Here is a 20,854-nt window from a genome sequence, read left to right on the forward strand (position 1 = left end):
AGTCTAAAGAATTTCATCGCTAAAAATAGCCTAGATGAAAGTGAGTTTATAAATATGCTTCTAAAAAACTAAAAGGCAAAATAGAGCAATTTTAGAGTTTAATACTTTTTAATTGCTCTTTATAATTTAAACGTTATTATAAAAATTTTCTAGCTTATAATACCTAAATACGCACCTTATAAAATGATACAATCATCGCTGGAAGTAGTATCAAAGCTCCAAGCAACATCATAAACATAACCAAATCTGTCAAAATTCCAAAATAAATAGTCGGCCAAAAATTACTAAGGCTCATCACGCTAAAGCCTAAAAATATTGCAAAAGATGTGTAATACATAGCATAGCCAATACTTGCATGTGAACGCTCTACTGCGCTAAAAATATTATGTGTACGATTTTCTTTTTTAAATCTATGAATATAATGGATTATATCATCAACCCCAATTCCAAGACTAATAGCAGCAATTGTAATACTCATAATATCAAGCGGGATTCCTACAATCCCCATTATGCCAAATACAGCACACAGAGGAACAAGATTTGCAATAATTCCAATTAGTGATAACTTAATACTTCTAAAAATTACTACAAAAACCAAAAATAGTGCCAAAACTACAAATATAAATGTATCAGCCTGTGAACTAAAGAGCGCTTGAAGCATATTATTATATAGTACCATTACGCCAGCTACTTGAATCTCTACTGGTTCATCTTTTAATAGTTTTTGCAAATCGGCCTTGAGTGATTTGACAAACTCATCACGGCGTAAATTTGGATCACTATCGATAGTTCTAATACTAAATCTTGCCTCATTATTTTCTATATTTATATATGGTGTTAAGATTAGCTGCTTATACTCATTAGGTAAATTTGTATAAATTAGCGAGAGTGCAAGCGGATCAAGCTCCTTACCATTATTTATACTTTTTCCTACTTCAAGTAAAGTAGCAAGCGAGCCAACATTTCCAACAAACTCACGCTCAGCAATAAATTTATTAACTCTTTTAATAATATCAAGCTTATAAGCATTAAACCAATATTGCTCCTCTTGACTACCGCCAAATTCATCTTCAAATTCGCCTAATTCATCATCACTATTTTGCTCAATTGGTTTAAATTTAATAATCACATCCAAAGGAATCGTTCCGCCTAGCTCTTGATCGATCACCTTCATACCTTGGTAAATTTCAGTATTTGATTTAAAGTATCCTATAAAACTATTTTCAACCCTAAGCTGACTAATACCATAAATACCAATAACTACTATAAACAAACTAATTATATATATTATTTTTGGTTGATTTATGGCAAATTTAGCACACCACTGTGTGAATTTAAAGTGATTTTCAAAGCTCATTTTTGGCTCTTTTTTCTTAAGCATCATAAGCAAACTGCCAAAAATAAAAAATGCAACTAAAAGCGATATAGAGATACTCACACTCATCATCGCCCCAAGCATAATAATTGGTTTAATATCGCTTAGGCAAAGTGATAAAAATCCAATTACTGTAGTAAAAATTGCAAAAAAGCAAGGTGTGAATTTAGAACGCAAAGTAAGATAAACTAACTGCGCATTTGTATAAATTTTATGTTTTAAATACAACTCACGATATGCTACGATTAAGTGAATCACCACTGAAATTGTAATGATTAGCTGAAGGGCTATATAATTAGAGCTAATTACGGTAATCTCATAACCTAAAAGCCCAAATAGTCCACTTGCTAAAATTACACTTAAAAAACAGACAATCACTGGTAAAACTACAAACCTAACTTGTCTAAAAAATAACCATAAACAAAACCCAAGAAGCACTAAAACACTACTTCCATAAACTACTAAGTCATTTTTAACAAAGCTTATCATATCATCAGCGATCATACTAATGCCGCCTAAAAATAGCTGCTCATCCCCCTTATAGCGCTCTATAATCTCCCTAATTTTAGCAATATTTTCATGCTCAACAATCCTTTGAGCGTCTCTGTATTTTTTAAATTCAATTTCTAAATTTGCTAATTCTTGGCCCAACTCTTTTAGCTTTGCTCTTTGTTCTAAAAATCTAGCATAAGTCTCATCATCTTTTAAATTTACCACAATAGCTGTGGTTTTAAAATCACTACTAACTAATGAGTTTTTATATAATAAGCTATTCATTAGCTCATCTTTGGCCTTGGCCATATCGATACCAGTTTTGCTTAAATTTGGCACATCCTCTATTAGTTCACTAATGCTTAAATTGGGATTATTAGTTAAAAGTGGGGCTTTTAAGATTGAAAAAACTGAATCAACACTTTTTAAATTCTCAAGCTCTCTTGAGATTGCTGCGATTTTATCTAGGCTATTTTGGTTTAAAAGTCCTAAATTTGGCGTATAAGCAATAACTAAAAAATTCTTACTATCATAGCGTTTAGCAATATCACGCCAAATAGCTAAATCCTTATCATTTTCAAGTAATAAAGTCTGAGTAGAAGCATCAATCTCAAGTTTATAAGAAAAGACTCCTATTCCAAGGCAAATAAGCAAACTAAACGCTAAAACAGCCTTAGGAAATGCGACAATTAGCTTAAATATTTTTTTCATTTAACAGTGGCATTATGATCAGCTGTTGCATTTTGAAGACGCTTTATAATCTCATCAAAGCCTGCATTTTTACTTAAATCATTAAACTGACTTCTATAGCTTTGAACTAAACTCACGCCTAAAATATCAATATCATAGATTAGATAATCACTCTTATTTGCTGGATGAAATTTAAAAATTAATGGATAATTTTCGCTTTTATTTTTTATTACAGCATAGACATTGTATCGATTTTTGTTTCCCATTTCGCCTTTTACAAACTCAATCTCTTGATCGCTATAATATCCAAGCTTTTGCGTAAAAGATGCCTTTAAATTTGCTATAAATTGTTTTTTAAACTCATCTTGCTGCATAGGATTTAGCCCATTATATTGCTTAGAAAGGGAGAGTCTAGCCATCAGTGAGTAGTCAAAATATCCATCAAAAAGCTTAAAAAGCTCTAAAGGCTTTTGCTCTTTTGCTATAGATTTATCATTCATTATCTCTATTGCTTTTTTAAAATCACTCTTTAGCGTATCATCAATTTTTTTAAACTCAATTCCAAAAGCTACACCACAAATTAAAAATAATAAAAATAAAACTTTTTTCACATTACCCTCCTATTTTTTAATTCTACTCTTGAATCAATGCATTTCTGCGTTGTTCATAGCCATCTTTTATAAATGTATATAAATCAATTGCACCACTAGTAAGCTTATTATATAGTTCTGGATCTTTAGAACCATCGTTAATTAATTGCCATGATTTAACAGCTAAATTTAGATGAAAATATTTATGACCATCATCGCTAAAGGCTTCATTTGTATATGTTAATGGGTTAATAAAAAAATCACCGCCCATACCGACTAAATCACGCAAATTTGTCTGTCCTAAAACTGGTAATACTATAGGAAAACCGCTACCAATTCCCCAATATCCAAGTGTTTGACCAAAATCCTCATCATGTCTTTTAAGCCCATAAACATTAGTTGCTACATCGCTTATACCACCAAAACCAATTATAGTATTAGCAATAAATCTTAGCGTCTCCTCTCCAGCTGCTACAAATTTAAACTGCAAAAGATTATTAACTAATCTAATTGGAAACATTAAATTATCAAAAAAATTACTTATAGCATCTTGAGCAGGATCTGGCATAATATAATCATAACCTTTAAATGTCGGTACAAACAGATTTTGATATAGAGTATGGTTGAATTTAGTCATAACTCTATTATATCCGCTAAGTGGGTCAAAGCTGCTACTTTGAGAATATTCATCTTCAAAAGAGTCTATATCATTTGCTAAACAACTCATAAAAAATATTAAAATTACAATAAAAATTCTACCCATTTTTTCTCCAAAAATAAAATCTAAAATTATATAAAAGTAAAACTTAAAATTAGTTTTAATTATATAATTTAGTATATTACTAGATTTTTCAATAATTTATCTAAATTCTACTATAATTTTAAGAAATTTATATTATAATAAACTTAGTAATAATTATATTTAAAAAGGAAAATGGTTTTTATGAAGGCTCAAATTAATCTTGAGCTATTTTTAGATGATGAAATAGCTTTATTGCCCAAACATATTAAATTATTAAAAGCTCTTGATGAAACTAAAAGCATAACTAGAGCAGCAAATGCAGTTGATATCTCATATAAAAATGCTTGGGATTGTCTTGATCTTATAAACTCACGCGCTAAAGAGCCACTTATCTTAAGAGTCGATGGCAAGCGTAAAAATAGCGGAAGCGAGCTTAGCTCATATGCTAAAGAGATTATTAGTAGATATGAAGTAATTTTAAAAGCTCAAAATGAGTTTTTAAAAGAGATATGTGCGCACAGTCAAATCGATGTAAATAATCTAAAAAGGATAAATATGAAACTCAGCGCTAGAAACCAACTTCAAGCTACAATAACAGATATTAATCTAGGTGCAGTAAATGCCAAAATAACTGCTATGCTAAATGATGGAACCAAGCTAAAAGCTATAATTGCATTAGAGAGCCAAAAAGAGTTAAATTTAGAAGTTGGCAAGGAAGTTTTATTTATATTTAAAGCCTCAAGTGTAATTCTAGCTAAAGCAGATGAAAACGAGCTAAAAATATCTGCATCAAATAGACTCAAAGGCAAAATAACTCAAGCTACTTTAGGGGCAGTAAATGCGCAAGTTGCCGTAAATATAGGCAGTAATCAAATAATATATGTCGCTCTAACAAACGAATCAGCTCAAGATATGAAAATAAATGTCGGCGATGATGTAGAGCTATTTATCAAAGCTAGCCAGATCATAATCGGCGCCCAAATTTAATTTACTACTTATAATTTTAACAATCAAACTTATTATTTTTTAATAGCTACAAGCTAATTCATCGCAATGGCGATTTTTTCGTCATTGCAAGCTGATTAGTTGGCTTACAATGACAGCTATATTTGATAATAAATCTAGCATATAACAACAAATTTAAAATAGATTTTGGTTTTAAGAAATTTGACTAATTTAACAACTTTTTTAAAAATATAAATATATAATTTATATAAATAAAATTACTATATATTTATATTTTTACCATATAATTTCAAAATATAATTTTAAAATATGAAAGATAAAAATGAAAATACTCTTGTTACTTTTAACTTTTATAGTTAGCTCATTTTCTGCTAGTTTAAATATTGCAGCTGCAGCAAATACTGCTTATGTTTTAGAAGAGATCAAGCGTGAATTTATAAAACTCTACCCAGATGCTAAAATCAATATATCTCTTGGTTCAAGCGGTAAGCTGGTTGCACAGATTAAAAACGGTGCCCCATTTGATCTATTTTTTAGTGCAAATATGGACTTTGCACAAACACTTTATAATGATAAATTTGCCATTAATGCGCCTCAAATTTATGCTAGTGGCAAGGTGGCAATTTTAAGCATTAGAGGCCATAAGCCAAATCTTAACTCCCTAAAAGATGATAAAATCAAAACCATAATAATCGCCAATCCAAAAACTGCCCCGTATGGTGCTGCTACTCTTGAGATACTACAAAAAGTTGGAATTTACGAAGACATCAAGCATAAAATTATAAAGACCAATAGTATAGGTGATGCGCTAAATCAAACTATAAAAGCTGGCGATATTGGATTTGTTGCAGCTAGTTCTTTGATGGCTAAACAGATGCAAATATATAATAATTACTTAATACTTGATAATTCACTTCATACTAGTATTGACCAAGGAATGGTGATTTTAACTCATGGCAAGGACAATCAACTAGCCAAGGCTTTTTACGACTTTATCTTAAGCAAAACCGCTCAAGATATTTTTGCAAAATTTGGTTATACACCTGTAATTTAGGGATAAAATGATAAAATTTAACTGCCAAAAATCTTTTAAAAACTTCTATTTAGATGCTCAATTTGAAGTTCAAAATGGTGAGTTTATTGCACTATATGGTAAAAGCGGTAGTGGAAAAAGCACTATTTTGCGGTTATTAGCTGGGTTTGAGCGTCCTGATAAAGGAGAGATTTTAAACAAAGAAGAAATTTATTATGATAAATCCACATTTTTACCTCCACAAAAACGAAATATCGGCTATCTATTTCAAGATTACGCCCTATTTCCCAATATGAGTGTAATTCAAAATCTACTTTTTGCTAAAAATGATCCTAAATTTGCTAAAGAATTGCTAGAGCTTTTTGAATTATCGCAATTTTGCAATACCAACCCTAGCCTGCTCTCAGGAGGTCAAAAGCAACGCACAGCATTAGCTAGATGCCTAATGCGTCGCCCTAATCTTTTGCTTTTAGATGAGCCACTCTCAGCACTTGATAGCAATCTAAGAGCAAAATTACAAGAATATTTAAGCCAAATTCATAAAAAATATTCTATAAGTATCATTTTAGTTAGCCATGATAAGCACGAAATTTACAGACTTGCAAGTCGTATCTACTGTATTGAAAATGGCAAAATTACTAAAACTGGTACACCAAAAGAGATATTTTTAAGTCCTAATTTAGGACAAAATATCAACTTAATGGCTACAGTTTTAGAGATCAACAATGGCATTATCACCTGCGAGCATGCAAATCAAATTTATCAGATTTCTATGTCTAATTTAATACCAAATACTACGCCAAATTTAAAAACAACCACCATAAATTCCCAGCTAAATTCTAGCAACACAATCACAAATCTAACACCAAATACTCTAAAAATTGGCGATATTATAACTCTAAGTATTGATATGTCAAATTTAAAGGTTATACAATGATTGATTGGACGCCATTTTTATTATCATTTAAACTTGCTTTTATATCTACTATTATACTATTTATTGTATGTTTGCCACTTGCGTACATTATAGCACGATGCGAATTTAAGCTAAAGCCTGTTATTGAGAGTTTGATCTCTTTGCCGCTAGTGCTTCCGCCATCGGTGCTAGGCTTTTATATTTTAATACTTTTATCGCCATATTCATTTTTGGGTGAATTCATACAAAAGCATTTTGATATGCGGCTAGTTTTTAACTTCACCGGTCTTGTAATTGCTAGCTGTATTTACTCGCTTCCTTTTATGTTTTCACCAATTTTATCAGGCTTTAAAACGCTTCCAAATTCATTAATTGAGGCTAGTTATAGTCTTGGTAAAGGGCGCATTACTACGCTTTTTCGTGTTGCAATACCAAATATAAAACCATCGTTACTAAGTGCGATTATCATTAGTTTTGCTCATACCCTGGGTGAATTTGGCGTTATTTTAATGATTGGTGGAAGTATTGAAGGAGAGACTAAAGTCGCAAGTATTGCAATCTACGATGCTGTAGAGATTTTAGATTATGAGTTAGCGCATATCTATTCAGCTGCAATGCTTGCTATTAGCTTTTTGGTGTTATTTTTAGTCTATTTTATCAACCAAAAAATGGCAAAAAAATAGTATAATTTAAAATTTAAAAAATTGGAGAATAAATATGAAAAATATACTTTTTTATCTATTTATTATTTTAGCGTTTATTGGATGCGGCAAATCCATCCAACATAGTTATATAGCTACTTCAAATCCAATTTTTATCACTGAAAAAATTAAAGGTTTAAGCTTTAATCTATCATCACAAGGATTTTCACCAAATTTTGAACAGAATTTAACTAAAGCTTTAGAAGAAAATGGCTACAAAAAAGCTATACAAAATCCTGATATTATTATTAAAACTAACTTAAATTATCTGCGTAAAAATAGTGATATTCGCCCTAATAACTTTATGGAATTTGGTATTGGCTTTGGCGGATTTAGGGGAATTGGTTTTGGAAGTAGATTTGGGGGTGGATTTGATTCTAGATATGAAAATGAACATTTTTATGATGCTCAAGCAGAGCTATTTATCGCTATTAGCAAAGGCAAAGAGTATCAAACAAATCTAAATTTACAAAGTCAAAAATCTAGCTACGACTATGGTAAAGCTCAAACTCAATCAAATTTTGAAGCTGAAATTATAAATAAAATTATAGATATTTTAAATGGGTTTTAAGTTTTTAGTTATGCAATACTTTAAAATCAAAGCTTTGCTATGTTAGTTAAAACTAGCTACTTATTTTACCTTTTAAATTACAAAGAATAAAAAATAGACTAAAAAGCGTTTATGATCTCTTGTATTAAATTTATTTCTATACTAAATTTTAGCTATTTAGCCTAAGATAAGATATTTTTAACCATTAAAATAAACATAATTATATAAAGCCCTAAGGCTAATTTTTTTTGAATTTGCTTATCAACCCTATGACCGGCCTTAACACCAAAATAGACCCCAATTATAGAACCAATTCCTATCATTAAACCAGTTTTATAATCTACTAATTCAGCATTTGCTAAGCTAATAAGTCCAGCAAATGAGCTAAATACCACAAAAAATAGCCCGATTGATACAGCTTTTTTAATATCCATTTTTAAAAAACCAACAAAAATCGGAGTTAAAAATAAAGCTCCCCCAAGTCCTACAGATATTGCCACAGCGCCAACAAATAGCCCTACACAAAACATTATAGGTTTTGAGATCTCTTTTGGGTTTGGATTTTGCACATCGGTTTTAAAAAATTTAACTATTGCAACCATAAGCATAAAAAGCACAGCTAGCTTAAGCACTATACTAGGTGTATTAGCTACAATTAATCCGCTAAAACTTGCTCCAACAAGCCCGCCAATACCGACTATAATTCCATCATTTAGTACTAATTTTTTATTTTTATAATTTACATAACTACCAAATAATGCACCCATAAACATCTGAAGAACGCTAATACCAATTGCACTTTTAATATCAAAACCTAAATTTAATAATATCGGAACTAAAATAGTACCACCGCCAATGCCAAAAAATCCGCTAACAAACCCAATCCCCATACCAATTACTACAAATATAGCAAATGACATAGCCGCCGATATTACAAAAACATTATCAAATATCATTAAATTAAATTCGCCAACCATTTTTATACCTTAATTTTATTAATGCCCTATTATAATAATCTTAAGATAAAATTAGCTTTAAAAGGTTAAATTTTAAGATTGATAAAGAAAAATTTTTGTATAATATTTTTTTAAAAAAACTTTTTGGAGCTAAGATGCTTTTATATGATCCCACTATATATTTTAAAGAAATTTTAAACAAATATCCTCGCTCATATCTAGCCGAAGATGAAACTCAAGCCATCATAGGAATTGATTGCGAATACATAAGTGGAGATGATTTTGCTAAGCTAAATGAAAGGATCAAAAATGGCAATAAAATCTCAAATTTTGCTGGACTTTTTGGGATTTTAAGCTATGAGGCAGTATATAAATTTGAAAATATTGGCAATACAAAACCTACTTTATATGAGTTTCCACTTTATCACTACAGCGATGCTAAAGCATATTTGCACTATGATAAACAAAGTAAAATTTATAGCTTTTATGGAGATAGTATCTACTTTAAAGAGCTTGAAAATATAAAACCTCAAAATATTCAAAACCAAAACTACTACTACACTATAAAAACTGATTTAAAAAATGAAAAAGAACACTACTTAAATATGATCCAAACTGCTAAAAAATATATAAAAAGCGGAGATATATTTCAAGTTGTTTTATCTAAAACCTTAGAATTAGAAAGCGATTTTGATCCACTTGAGTTTTATCAAATTTTAAAAGCTCAAAATCCTAGCCCATATATGTTTTACTATCCAAGCGAATTTGGAATTGTAGTTGGTAGTAGCCCCGAACTTGTAGTAGAGATTAAAAAAGGAATAATCCACACAAGCCCAATTGCTGGTACAAGAAAGCGTGGAGTAGATGCTAATGAAGATGAGGAGATAAAAAAAGAGTTATTAAGCGATGAAAAAGAGCTTAGTGAACATAGAATGCTTATTGATTTAGCTAGAAATGATATAGGCAAATTTGCTCTTAAAGGTAGCGTAAAGGTAGTCAATCCAATGCATATAAAGCTATATGAAAGCGTAATGCATATTGTAAGCGATATTTACGCAGAACTTAAAAGCTCAGCTTCTGCTATGCAAGCACTTACTACTATATTTCCAGCTGGCACACTTAGTGGCAGCCCAAAAATTAGAGCAATGCAGATCATAAATGAGCTTGAAGATTATAGTCGTGGAATTTATGGTGGTGGAATTGGATTTTGGCATTTTAATGGTGATATGCAAATGGCTATTCTTATTCGCTCAGCTATCTTTACTAAAGATTTAAACTCAAATAGAGTATTTATCGGAGCTGGAGCTGGAATTGTATGGGATAGTATCGCTCAAAATGAGTATGATGAGATCTGCAACAAACGCAAAAGTTGCCTAAAAATTTTTGAACAATACGCAACTCAAAGGGATTAAACTATGATTTTAATGATTGATAACTATGATAGCTTTGTTTATAATATATACCAATATCTTTTAGATACAACTAATGAGCCTATAAAATGTGTACGAAATGATGAGATTAGCATTGATGAAATTAAAGTATTAAAACCTAGTAAAATTATCCTAAGCCCAGGACCAAAACACCCTAAAGATAGCGGAATTTGCATTGATATCCTAAAGGCAAATTTAGGTATTCCAATTCTTGGAATATGTCTTGGCCATCAAGCAATTGGTCTAGTAAATGGTGCTGATATAAAAGTACTTGATACTCCAGTACATGGTAAAACTAGCCAAATTCAAACTCAAAATAACAGCATCATTTTTGATGGGTTACCAAGTAGTTTTAGCGTAATGAGATATCATTCATTATATGTAGATAATCTACCGCCAAACTTGCAAGCTACAGCATATAGCAGTGATGGAATTATCATGGCGCTAGAGGATAAAGATAAGCAAATTTTTGGTATTCAGTTTCATCCTGAAAGCTTTTTTAGCCAATATGGAAAGCAGATAATTGCTAATTTCGTCTCATTAAATAAAGTAAAAGATCAAATTCAAGAAAAAGCAAATTTTGCCCCATTTCTGACTAAATTGCAAAAAGGCTTTCCATTAGATGCTAGCGACTATGAGATAATATGCAAAGAAATTTATAATAAAAACTATGATGATGTACAACTAGGTGCACTTTTAGTGCTAATAAGCGAAAAGTCGCTATATCCAGATAGCTTAGCTGCACTTGTTAAAAATATACTAAAATACTCTACAACCTACAGCGATAACTCACAAATGATAGATATAGTAGGCACTGGTGGAGATGCACTAAAAACTATAAATATCTCTACTACGGTAAGTTTTATTCTAGCTGCACTAGGAGTTAAAGTAGCTAAGCACGGCAATAAAGCTATAACATCAAAAAGCGGAAGTAGCGATATTTTAAGCCAGATTGGTATAAATCTTGATAGCAATATAGAACATTTAAAATCTAAACTAAATGAGCAAAATCTAGCCTTTTTTCATGCTCCATATTTTCATCCTATAACTGCGTGTGTGCGTGATGTTAGATTGCGACTTGGGATTGGGAGTGTATTTAATATCCTTGGCCCTTTGCTTAATCCAAATTTAAACCTATCTAATCAAGTTGTTGGAAACTACCTTGAAGAGGTAAATGAACTAATTGCTAGAACGCTTTTATCGCTTGGACGAAAACACGCTCTAGTAGTCCATGGTATGGATGGTATGGATGAGATTACTCTATGCGATGAAACGCTAATCCACGAAATAAAAGATGGCCGAATTTTAGAGTATAAAATCACGCCTGAACAGTTTGGTTTTGATAGAGCATTTCACGCTGATATTGCTGGAGGCGATGCTAGCTATAATGCTGATATTTTAAGAGCCACATTAAAAGGAGAACTTAGCGGGGCTAAATTTGATATAGTACTTTTAAATGCAATGTTTGCTTTATATGCTGCTGATGCAGCTGTTTCGCCTATGATTGCTAAAGATATAATATTAAATGCTATAAATAGCGGTAAAGTTTGGGAATTTTATAAAAACTACACCGGAGATAATAAGTGAAAGAAGACAAAGAGTATCTAACTACTCAGTTAATTAGCTATTTAGGCAATAAAAGAGCGCTTTTAAATCATATTGAAGATGTTATAATTGATATTAAAAATGAGCTTAAAAAAGAACGCATTGAGTTTGCCGACGTATTTAGCGGTAGCGGTGTAGTCGCACGAGTTGCCAAGGCGCATTCTAGTTTAGTTTTAGCTAATGATTTAGAAAGATATTCATATATTATAAACTCTTGCTATCTATCAAACTCTAGCTTAGAGTTATTAAATGCTTTAAAAGAGTATTACGCTCAAATTCAAAATAATTTTACTCCAAAAGAGAGTTTTATCAGTGAGCTTTATGCTCCAAAGGACGATAATAATATAAAAAATAATGAGCGGGTATTTTATTCTCGCTCAAACGCTTTGATTATTGGTGGATTACGCCACGCCATAGAACAAATCCCAGCTGAATTTCAAAACTTTTTTATCGCTCCTTTACTTAGTAAGGCTTCAGTGCATTCAAATACTGGTGGAGTGTTTAAAGGCTTTTATAAAGATAAAAATGGAATAGGCAAATTTGGCGGAAGCGGAGAGAATGCTTTAAGTAGAATTCTAGGCAAAATTACTCTTGAGATGCCAGTATTTTCAAATTTTAAAAGCGAATTTGAAGTATTTCAAAATGATGCGTTAGAATTTGCCAAGATTGCTCCATCTGTGGATATAGCATATTTTGATCCACCTTATAATCAACATCCGTATGGCTCAAACTATTTTATGCTAAATTTAATTAGCGATTTTAAAGCACCCAATACAAATAAAATCAGCACAATAAGCGGAATACCAGATAATTGGAATCGCTCAAATTATAATAAAAAAGCCTTAGCAAGTAAGGAATTTTTCAATCTTTTAAGCGAATTTAAGGCTAAATATTTAGTAATATCTTTTAATTCTGAAGGCTTTATAACAAAAGATGAGTTTATCTCTAATTTAAATCAAATAGGTAAAGTCTATACTAAAGAGATAAAATATCCAGCCTACAGGGCTAGTAGAAATCTAAACAATCGTGAACTTTATGTAACTGAGTATCTCTACATTATCAAAAAGGAGATCAAATGAGCGTTTTGATTAAGGTGTGCGGGATTAAAAGCCAAGATGAGGCAAAAAGCGTCTGTGAAGTTAATTATAATGGCAAGAAAGTAGATTTTATAGGAATTATCCTAGCTAAAAGCCCACGCCAAGTAGATCTAGACACAGCCAAAGATATAGTAAATTTAGCTCATAGCTATGATATAAAGGCTGTAGGAGTTTATGATAGTAAAAATTTAGATGAGATTTTGCATAGTGCTTTAGAGGCTAAATTTGATGTAGTGCAAATTTATACCCAAGCAAGCGAGCAAGACTTTGTAAAATTTAGCTCAAATAGTATAAAATTATGGCAAGCATGTAGTGTAAGCTCAAAATTGCCAGATTTAAGTCAAAATTGCGATCTTATTTTATATGATGCCAAAGGCGTAAGCTTAGGCGGTAATGGAATTAGCTTTGATTGGAGACTTTTAGATGGAGTTAAGGGCAAATTTGGTCTAGCTGGCGGGCTAGGCGCGCATAATGCTAAAGATGCGTTAAAAATAGGGGCAGTTTTGCTAGATTTTAATAGCAAATTAGAAGATAAAAATATGATTAAAGATCCCCAAAAAATATATGAGATATTAAAAATTATTAAGGAATAAAAATATGAATGCAAAGGCCTATTTTGGTAAATTTGGAGGGCAATTTGTCCCTGAGACTGTTATGAGTGCTTTAATAGAGCTTGAAGAAGCGTATGAAAAGATTGCAAAAAGTGATGAGTTTAAAACCGAACTTAACGGACTTTTAAAAGATTACGTAGGAAGACCTAGTCCATTATATCACGCTAAAAGACTAAGCGAGCATTATGGACATGATATCTATCTAAAACGAGAGGATTTAAATCACACAGGTGCGCATAAAATCAACAACGCCCTAGCCCAAGCCCTACTAGCTAAAAAAATGGGGAAAACAAAAATAATGGCCGAGACTGGAGCTGGGCAACACGGAGTAGCTACTGCTACAGCGGCTGCTCTTTTAGGGCTTGAATGTGATGTGTATATGGGTGAATGCGATACTAAGCGTCAGGCGTTAAATGTATATAAAATGGAGCTTTTAGGTGCTAATGTTGTGCCTATTAGTGATGGGCTTGGCACATTAAAAGAGGCTACCACCGCAGCTATTCAAGCGTGGGTAAATGAGATTGAGAGTAGATTTTATGTAATTGGCTCAGCTGTAGGGCCTCATCCATATCCAAAGATTGTTAGAGATTTCCAAACTGTAATTGGCTCTGAGGCCAAAGTTCAACTAGAAGAAATTGGGGTAAAACCTGATTATATAATCGCTTGTGTTGGTGGAGGTAGTAATGCAATTGGAATATTCTCAGCTTTTATTGATGACCCAAGTGTAAATATAATTGGAATTGAAGCTGCAGGGCTAGGAATTGAGACAAAATATCACGCTGCTACATTAACCAAAGGTAATGAAGGGATAATACATGGAATGAAAACCATAGTACTTCAAGACGAATTTGGTATGATCTTGCCAGTACATAGCATTAGTGCTGGGCTTGATTATCCTGGTGTTGGACCAGAGCATGCACACTTACAAGATATAGGAAGAGTAAGCTACTACGCAGTTAGCGATGATGAATGCATTAATGCTTTAAAACTATTATCAAAGCTTGAAGGCATAATCCCAGCCATAGAGAGTTCGCATGCTCTAGCTTACTTAGATAAATTATGTCCAACACTGCAAAAACGCTCAAATATCGTAATAAATGTAAGCGGTAGAGGTGATAAAGATATGCATACTATAATGGATTATAAAAAAGGAACGATATATGGATAAGATTGCAAATGCTTTTAAAGACAAAAAAGCAAATATAGGCTACATTGTAGCTGGATACCCTAGTCTTGAATACAGCAAAGAGTTTTTAAATTTACTTGATGATAGCATACTTGATATGATTGAGATTGGAATACCTTATTCTGATCCTCTAGCAGATGGTAAGCTCATAGCCAACGCAGCATTTCAAGCATGCAATAATGGTGTAAATACAGCCAAAGTATTTGATATGTTAAAAGGTGTTAAAACCTCTAAAGCATTAGTATTTTTAGTATATTATAATATTATTTTAGCTTATGGCGAAGATAAATTTTTGCGCCAAAGCTTAGAGTGTGGTATTAGTGGGATTTTAGTGCCTGATATGCCTTATGAGGAGAGTTGCGAGCTTGCTGCTAAGTGCGAACAATATGGTATTAGCTTAATCCGTCTAATTGCACCTACAAGCACTAAACGTTCAAAGGAAATCTTAAATGGCTCTAAGGGCTTTATCTATGCAGTTGGCTCTCTTGGTGTAACTGGTGGCGAACAAAGTTCACTAGATAGACTCAAGGATATGATTAAGTTTATAAAAGATAATACTAATTTACCAGTTGCAGTTGGGTTTGGGATTAAAAACTCAAGCGATGTTAAAAAAACCAAAGAGTACGCAGATGGCGCAATCATAGGTACAAAAATTGTAGAGATTACAAGCAAATTTGACCCACAAACCGCACATCAAAAGATAAAAGAGTTATTTGAATAGTTACACAATTTGACTAAATTTCAAACTAAAATCAGTCAGAATTTAGTCAAATAAACTCTTTTAAAGCTAAATTTTGTATAATATTAGCCAAAACTCAAGGAGATTATAATGCTAAATGCTATCAATTATGCTACTAGACACTTTTGCACAGATGTCTTTGGCTATGAGATAGAAGAGGGAAAAAGCTTAGGTAAAAATCTATATGGTGCTAGTATTCCACTGTATAAAGATGATACTGAATTTCAATTTTTTCTATATTTTAAAAAAGAGACTCTAGAGCTTTTTTTAGATAAATTATTTAACCCAGAAGAGGCTAAAACTGTTGAACTAGGAGATTTAAGCAGAGAGGTAGCTAATCAAATCGTAGGTTATGCCAAGCATCTCTTAAGTGATAACAATGATGGAATTTATAGGCTTGGTACACCTGAATTTCTAGGCAAAGTCGAGAGATTTCCAGTTAGACTTGAAAAATCTCATATCTTTAAAATGAAAAATAAAACTTTCAAAATAGGCTATAAAAAAGTATGAACGAGACAAATACAAACCAAAATGGATTATTTCGTGGCTACGATGAGTTGCTAGATATTGGCGTAGAGTTTATTAGCGATCTTGGTATGACGACCATTAGCGTACGTGAGCTTTTACGACTTGATGTTGGTTCAGTTATCGATTTAGATAAACCAGCTGGTGAAAGCGTAGAACTATACATCAATAATAGAATATTTGGCAAGGGCGAGGTAATGGTATATGAAAAAAACTTGGCAATCCGTATAAATGAGATATTAGATTCTAAATCTGTAATCCAATATTTTAGAAGAGAGCTAATATGAAAATTTGGCTTTTAATGTTTATAGCTCTGCCAATTTGGGCAGCAAATTTGCTTACTCACAATATATATGAACGTGATGAGCGTATCGATATTATGCTTAGTTTTGATGCTCCATATGATGGCACTATAAAACAACAAAATAACGCTGATTTAACCTATATCATCCTAAGCGATCTATCTTTAAAAGGTCAAGTAAGCAAGCAGATCAAATCAAATATTATCCAAAATATTTTGATTACCTCAGCTAATAATAGTGCTACACTACAGCTAAAATCATCTAAGCCAATCTCTATAGTTGCCTCTAAAACTAGCGATAAATTTGGTCTTAGAATCCGTGTAACACCACAAATCCCAATTAAATCTACTAGTCAGTCAGCTATAGAAAAAACTGCCCAATCAGCACAAAATATCAAACCAACACAAGTTGCAAATACTCAACCAAAAGAACAAAATCTACTAGCTAATATCCCAACCAAAAAAGATAGTGGCGATGATATGTATACAAACTACATTATAGTAATTTTAGTTCTATTTACACTCTTTGTTTTTTTAATGTTTATCAAAGCTAAATATACAAAAAAACATCAACAAGCCAAAAGCATACAAACTGCTAAAACTACTATAAATACACCAAAAGTTACGCCAAATCCAAAACCATTTGATATTGCTACACCAAATCCACAAGTATCGCAAAATTATCAAGCCGCTGATTTTCAAATAGAACAAAATCATCAAAGCACTACAAATTCACAATCAGCACAAAGTTATCAAACGGCTCAAGATTTTCAATCCTCACCAAATTCGCAAGCAAACTCAAGCTATCAAACCGCTTCAAATTTTCAAGCCACTACAGCCACTATAAGTAACTTTAATTGGGGCAATGATAGTGTAGATGTCCTCTATGAAAAGTCATTAGATGCCCAAAATAAAGTAGTTTTACTAAACTACGAAAACCAAAAATATTTAGCTTTAGTAGGTAATTCAAATGTACTTTTGGATAAATTTGGCGAAGATGGAATAAAAAGTCAAGATGATTTTGAACTGATTATACAACAAAGCAAGCCAAGACTAAATAGCTATCTACAAGAGCGTAAAAATGCTCTAAGTAGCTACAAAGATATGATGGACAAAGAGTCAATTTAATTTAAATAAAAGGAAAGATATGAATATTAAAAATTTAGATGATTTAAAAAAATTTACCGATGAGATTCGTTCTCAAGCTGGTTATAAAGATCCAATTGCATTTGCAATCGGTAGAAGCATAAAAGGTAAATCAGCCAAAACAATCAGCGTAAATTACGCAGTAGTAAATATGAATGAAAATTATGGAAGTGCAGCTGTATTAAACTGGGCAATTGAAAAAAATGGTATAAAAATAGATAATAGTGGGAGTGAATTTGTAGCACCAATCAATTCAGCCATTACAGCTGATGCGCTTAATGTATTTGATTTTTTACTAGATGAATGCGAAGGTGATAAGCATAAAAATGTCCAAAATCTACTAGTAATAGATGAGATTTTAAATGATGGCGAAATAGAAAATGATGTTGAGTTTGTAGTAACATTCTTATATAGTGATGATGCGCCAAAAAGTGTTGAAGCTGTCTATCTCAAACTATATTTACTATCGTTAAATAAAGCTGAAATTCGATCATTAAATCTTAATGGCGCCTTTGGCCTATTACCAAATTTAGCCTGGGATAGCGATGGCAATCCACACGAACTAGATCACTTAAGAGAGAATGAAATTTGGTTAAAAATGAAAGGCTGGTATCCAAATATAGTGAGCGTGGATAAATTCCCACGCTACTTAAATCACATAATACCAAGTGATAATACTAGAATACTAGATAGTGCAAAAGTAAGAATGGGTGCAGTCCTAGCACCTGGCACAACAGTAATGCCGGGCGCTTCATATATCAACTTCAACTCTGGAACAACCGGCCCAGTAATGGTAGAAGGCAGAATCTCAAGCTCTGTAAGCGTGGGCGATGGAAGTGATGTAGGTGGAGGCGCTAGCATTCTAGGCGTACTAAGCGGTACAAACGGTAATCCAATTAGCGTAGGCAAAAGATGTCTTTTAGGCGCTAATTCAGTAACTGGCGTGCCTCTTGGCGATGATTGTATAGTAGATGCTGGATTAGCAATTCTTGAAGGTACAAAAGTTTATATAAATGATAAAGAGGCTCTTGAAAATTTAAATCCTGAATTTAAATTTGATAAAGAGATATACAAAGCAATTGAATTATCAAATCTAAATGGTATTCACTACCGCCAAAATAGTCAAACAGGTCAAATCACAGCTAGCATCAGCAAAAGGGCTATTAAGCTAAATGCTGACTTACATTAAGGAATAGTAATGGTTGAAATTAAAGGCTTAACGCACCGTTTTGGCTCTCAGCTACTATTTGAAGATGTGAATTTAAAGCTAAATTCACACAATCGATACGGCTTAATAGGTGCCAATGGTGCTGGAAAATCGACATTTTTAAAAATTTTAAGTTCTCAAGTAGAACATACTAGTGGTGATATTATTATAGAATCAGGTAAGAGAATTGGTGTCTTAGGTCAAGATCAATTTGCATTTGAAAATTTTACCTTAAAAGATGCTGTTTTATGGGGTAATAAAAGATTATATGATGCAATTAAAGAAAAAGAAAAGCTCTATTTGAGTGAAGAATTTACAGATGAGATTAATGAGCGTCTTAGCGAGCTTGAGATTATTAGCGCCGAAGAGGATCCTACCTATGAATATGAGACTAGAATAGAAAAAATCCTAAGTTCTCTTGGTTTGCATGAATATGATAAATTAATGAGCGAAATCGAAAGCAGTGATAAGGTTAAAATCTTATTAGCTCAAGTACTATTTCCTAAGCCTGATATATTATTCCTTGATGAGCCAACAAATAACCTTGATATCGATGCTATTGCATGGCTAGAAAGAGAGTTAATCAATCATGAAGGAACTTTGGTAGTCATAAGCCATGATAGACACTTTTTAAACCGAGTTTGTACTCATATCTTAGATGTAGATTTTAAACAAATTAGAGAATTTAGCGGCAATTATGACGACTGGTATATAGCTGCAAATTTAGTTGCTAAACAAGCTGAAATGGAGAGGGATAAAAAGCTAAAAGAGCGTGAAGAGCTAGAGAAATTTATCGCTAGATTTAGCGCTAACGCTAGTAAGGCTAAACAAGCAACAAGTAGAGCCAAACAGCTTGAAAAGCTTCAAATAAATGAGATTAAAACTTCTAGCCGTAGAGATCCTAGTATTTTATTTAGAACTAATCGTGAAATAGGAAATGAACTAATAGAGCTAACTGCCATCAATAAAAAATTTGATGATAAGGTGATTTTGAATAATTTTAATTTTAAAATGAACAAAGGTGATAAAATCGCTATTATTGGCACTAATGGCGTAGGTAAATCAACTCTATGTAAAATTTTAATGAGTGAACTAGAAGCTGATAGTGGCAAGGTACATATCGGAGCTACGATTGAGCCAGGCTACTTCGCACAAGATAGCTCAAATAAAATAACAGGTACTCTAAAGCTATATGAATGGCTTCAAGATAGCAAAAATAAAGATCTAGATGAGATCCGTAAATGCCTTGGTAGAATGCTATTTAGTGGAGCTGAGCAAGAAAAAGAAGTAGGCAGTCTAAGTGGAGGGGAAAAACATAGATTAATGCTCTCAAAACTAATGCTACAAAGAGCAAATTTACTAATATTAGATGAACCAAATAACCACTTAGATCTAGAGGCTATCATTGCTTTAGGTGAAGCATTATATAATTTTAGCGGTAGCTGTATTTGCGTTAGTCACGATAGGGAACTAATCGATGCCTTTGCCAATAGAATATTACACCTAAAAGGTAATGGTGAAATTATAGACTTTAAAGGTAGCTACGAAGAGTATCGTACAACCTATGCAATGGATGAGAAGTAATGCAAATTTGGCTAAACTCAAATCTAATTAATATCGCTGATGATACCAATCTAGCCCAGCTCATAGAATCTCAAAACTATGATAGCAACAGAGTTGCTGCCGAAGTTGATATGCAGATAGTCCCACGGACTATCTGGAATGAATTCAAACTAAAAGATCAGATGAAAATCGAAATTGTTGAATTTGTCGGTGGCGGCTAAGCAATTAATTTAATTGCTATATCATTATATACATTAAGAAAACCATTAAGGCAATACTCTACTAAAGCCTTTTTGCGTTTCATACTAATTGCCATTTTTAATACATCATTTTGCTATTAAACATTCTACAAAAAGAATCTAAACTACTAAAAATGGCAACAAACTCTTATACTATAAGCAATACGTAAAAAATTATTATACCTTGCTTTTGC

21 protein-coding genes are annotated in these 20,854 nt (G+C 32.3%); 17 read left to right on the forward strand and 4 right to left on the reverse strand.

The annotated features are described in order from the left end of the window. Nucleotides 1-163 precede the first annotated feature (163 nt). Genes J6V67_RS03840 through J6V67_RS03850 form a run of 3 tightly spaced genes read right to left on the reverse strand, consistent with a single transcriptional unit; the run spans nucleotide 164 to nucleotide 3,910 of the window. On the reverse strand, nucleotides 164-2,578 hold the full coding sequence (locus tag J6V67_RS03840) for an MMPL family transporter (RefSeq protein ID WP_291859003.1): 2,415 nt from the start codon (nucleotides 2,576-2,578) through the stop codon (nucleotides 164-166). Further along, nucleotides 2,575-3,168, reverse strand: a complete 594-nt coding sequence (locus J6V67_RS03845; protein WP_291859007.1) for a phospholipid-binding protein MlaC — start codon at nucleotides 3,166-3,168, stop codon at nucleotides 2,575-2,577. Before J6V67_RS03845 ends, J6V67_RS03840 begins: the two co-directional genes overlap by 4 nt. Nucleotides 3,169-3,190: 22 nt before the next feature. Further along, nucleotides 3,191-3,910 carry a VacJ family lipoprotein gene (locus J6V67_RS03850; protein ID WP_291859010.1) on the reverse strand — a complete coding sequence of 240 codons (720 nt, stop codon included), beginning with the start codon at nucleotides 3,908-3,910 and terminating at the stop codon, nucleotides 3,191-3,193. 180 nt (nucleotides 3,911-4,090) lie between these two features. On the opposite strand from J6V67_RS03850, the gene J6V67_RS03855 reads away from it, so the two are divergent. The 5 genes from J6V67_RS03855 (at nucleotide 4,091) to J6V67_RS03875 (ending at nucleotide 8,076) form a co-directional block, all read left to right on the forward strand. Then, on the forward strand, nucleotides 4,091-4,876 hold the full coding sequence (locus J6V67_RS03855) for a TOBE domain-containing protein (protein ID WP_291859013.1): 786 nt from the start codon (nucleotides 4,091-4,093) through the stop codon (nucleotides 4,874-4,876). A gap of 301 nt (nucleotides 4,877-5,177) precedes the next feature. Next, complete coding sequence (gene modA, locus J6V67_RS03860) at nucleotides 5,178-5,909, forward strand: molybdate ABC transporter substrate-binding protein (protein WP_291859016.1); 732 nt, start codon at nucleotides 5,178-5,180, stop codon at nucleotides 5,907-5,909. Nucleotides 5,910-5,916: 7 nt separating this feature from the next. Continuing rightward, nucleotides 5,917-6,825, forward strand: coding sequence for a sulfate/molybdate ABC transporter ATP-binding protein (locus J6V67_RS03865; RefSeq protein WP_291859020.1), 909 nt, complete (start codon nucleotides 5,917-5,919; stop codon nucleotides 6,823-6,825). Beyond that, the gene (gene modB / locus J6V67_RS03870) at nucleotides 6,822-7,487 is read left to right on the forward strand and encodes a molybdate ABC transporter permease subunit (RefSeq protein ID WP_291859023.1); all 666 of its coding nucleotides are present in this window, start codon (nucleotides 6,822-6,824) and stop codon (nucleotides 7,485-7,487) included. Before J6V67_RS03865 ends, modB begins: the two co-directional genes overlap by 4 nt. A 34-nt stretch (nucleotides 7,488-7,521) precedes the next feature. Continuing rightward, on the forward strand, nucleotides 7,522-8,076 hold the full coding sequence (locus J6V67_RS03875) for a hypothetical protein (protein ID WP_291859026.1): 555 nt from the start codon (nucleotides 7,522-7,524) through the stop codon (nucleotides 8,074-8,076). 161 nt (nucleotides 8,077-8,237) lie between these two features. Here the strand turns inward: J6V67_RS03875 and J6V67_RS03880 are convergent, their stop codons facing one another. After that, nucleotides 8,238-9,032, reverse strand: coding sequence for a sulfite exporter TauE/SafE family protein (locus tag J6V67_RS03880; protein ID WP_291859029.1), 795 nt, complete (start codon nucleotides 9,030-9,032; stop codon nucleotides 8,238-8,240). 134 nt (nucleotides 9,033-9,166) lie between these two features. Between J6V67_RS03880 and J6V67_RS03885 the strand changes: the two genes are divergently transcribed. The 12 genes from J6V67_RS03885 (at nucleotide 9,167) to thiS (ending at nucleotide 20,642) form a co-directional block, all read left to right on the forward strand. Beyond that, a complete protein-coding gene (locus J6V67_RS03885; RefSeq protein WP_291859032.1) occupies nucleotides 9,167-10,423 on the forward strand; it encodes an anthranilate synthase component I family protein in 1,257 nt (418 codons plus the stop codon). Nucleotides 10,424-10,426: 3 nt separating this feature from the next. Next, entirely contained in the window at nucleotides 10,427-12,028 is a 1,602-nt protein-coding gene (gene trpD, locus J6V67_RS03890) for an anthranilate phosphoribosyltransferase (RefSeq protein WP_291859034.1), read from the forward strand. Then, entirely contained in the window at nucleotides 12,025-13,125 is a 1,101-nt protein-coding gene (locus J6V67_RS03895; RefSeq protein ID WP_291859037.1) for a DNA adenine methylase, read from the forward strand. The genes trpD and J6V67_RS03895 overlap by 4 nt, the downstream gene beginning before the upstream one ends. Then, the gene (locus tag J6V67_RS03900; RefSeq protein WP_291859040.1) at nucleotides 13,122-13,736 is read left to right on the forward strand and encodes a phosphoribosylanthranilate isomerase; all 615 of its coding nucleotides are present in this window, start codon (nucleotides 13,122-13,124) and stop codon (nucleotides 13,734-13,736) included. Before J6V67_RS03895 ends, J6V67_RS03900 begins: the two co-directional genes overlap by 4 nt. 4 nt (nucleotides 13,737-13,740) lie before the next feature. Continuing rightward, nucleotides 13,741-14,922 (forward strand): tryptophan synthase subunit beta, encoded by a 1,182-nt coding sequence (gene trpB / locus J6V67_RS03905; protein WP_291859043.1) that lies wholly within the window; start codon nucleotides 13,741-13,743, stop codon nucleotides 14,920-14,922. After that, nucleotides 14,915-15,661, forward strand: coding sequence for a tryptophan synthase subunit alpha (gene trpA / locus J6V67_RS03910; protein ID WP_291859046.1), 747 nt, complete (start codon nucleotides 14,915-14,917; stop codon nucleotides 15,659-15,661). Before trpB ends, trpA begins: the two co-directional genes overlap by 8 nt. Before the next feature lie 108 nt (nucleotides 15,662-15,769). After that, complete coding sequence (locus J6V67_RS03915) at nucleotides 15,770-16,189, forward strand: restriction endonuclease (RefSeq protein WP_291859048.1); 420 nt, start codon at nucleotides 15,770-15,772, stop codon at nucleotides 16,187-16,189. Beyond that, nucleotides 16,186-16,491 carry a flagellar motor switch protein FliN gene (fliN, locus tag J6V67_RS03920; RefSeq protein ID WP_291859053.1) on the forward strand — a complete coding sequence of 102 codons (306 nt, stop codon included), beginning with the start codon at nucleotides 16,186-16,188 and terminating at the stop codon, nucleotides 16,489-16,491. Before J6V67_RS03915 ends, fliN begins: the two co-directional genes overlap by 4 nt. Next, nucleotides 16,488-17,633, forward strand: a complete 1,146-nt coding sequence (locus J6V67_RS03925; protein ID WP_291859055.1) for a hypothetical protein — start codon at nucleotides 16,488-16,490, stop codon at nucleotides 17,631-17,633. Before fliN ends, J6V67_RS03925 begins: the two co-directional genes overlap by 4 nt. A gap of 19 nt (nucleotides 17,634-17,652) precedes the next feature. Next, entirely contained in the window at nucleotides 17,653-18,840 is a 1,188-nt protein-coding gene (locus tag J6V67_RS03930) for a tetrahydrodipicolinate N-succinyltransferase N-terminal domain-containing protein (RefSeq protein WP_291859058.1), read from the forward strand. 9 nt (nucleotides 18,841-18,849) lie between these two features. Continuing rightward, the gene (locus tag J6V67_RS03935; protein WP_291859061.1) at nucleotides 18,850-20,442 is read left to right on the forward strand and encodes an ABC-F family ATP-binding cassette domain-containing protein; all 1,593 of its coding nucleotides are present in this window, start codon (nucleotides 18,850-18,852) and stop codon (nucleotides 20,440-20,442) included. After that, a complete protein-coding gene (gene thiS / locus J6V67_RS03940) occupies nucleotides 20,442-20,642 on the forward strand; it encodes a sulfur carrier protein ThiS (protein WP_086229880.1) in 201 nt (66 codons plus the stop codon). Before J6V67_RS03935 ends, thiS begins: the two co-directional genes overlap by 1 nt. Nucleotides 20,643-20,854 lie beyond the last annotated feature (212 nt).

The sequence above is a fragment of the Campylobacter sp. genome (genome assembly GCF_017646085.1).
Lineage (GTDB): Bacteria > Campylobacterota > Campylobacteria > Campylobacterales > Campylobacteraceae > Campylobacter.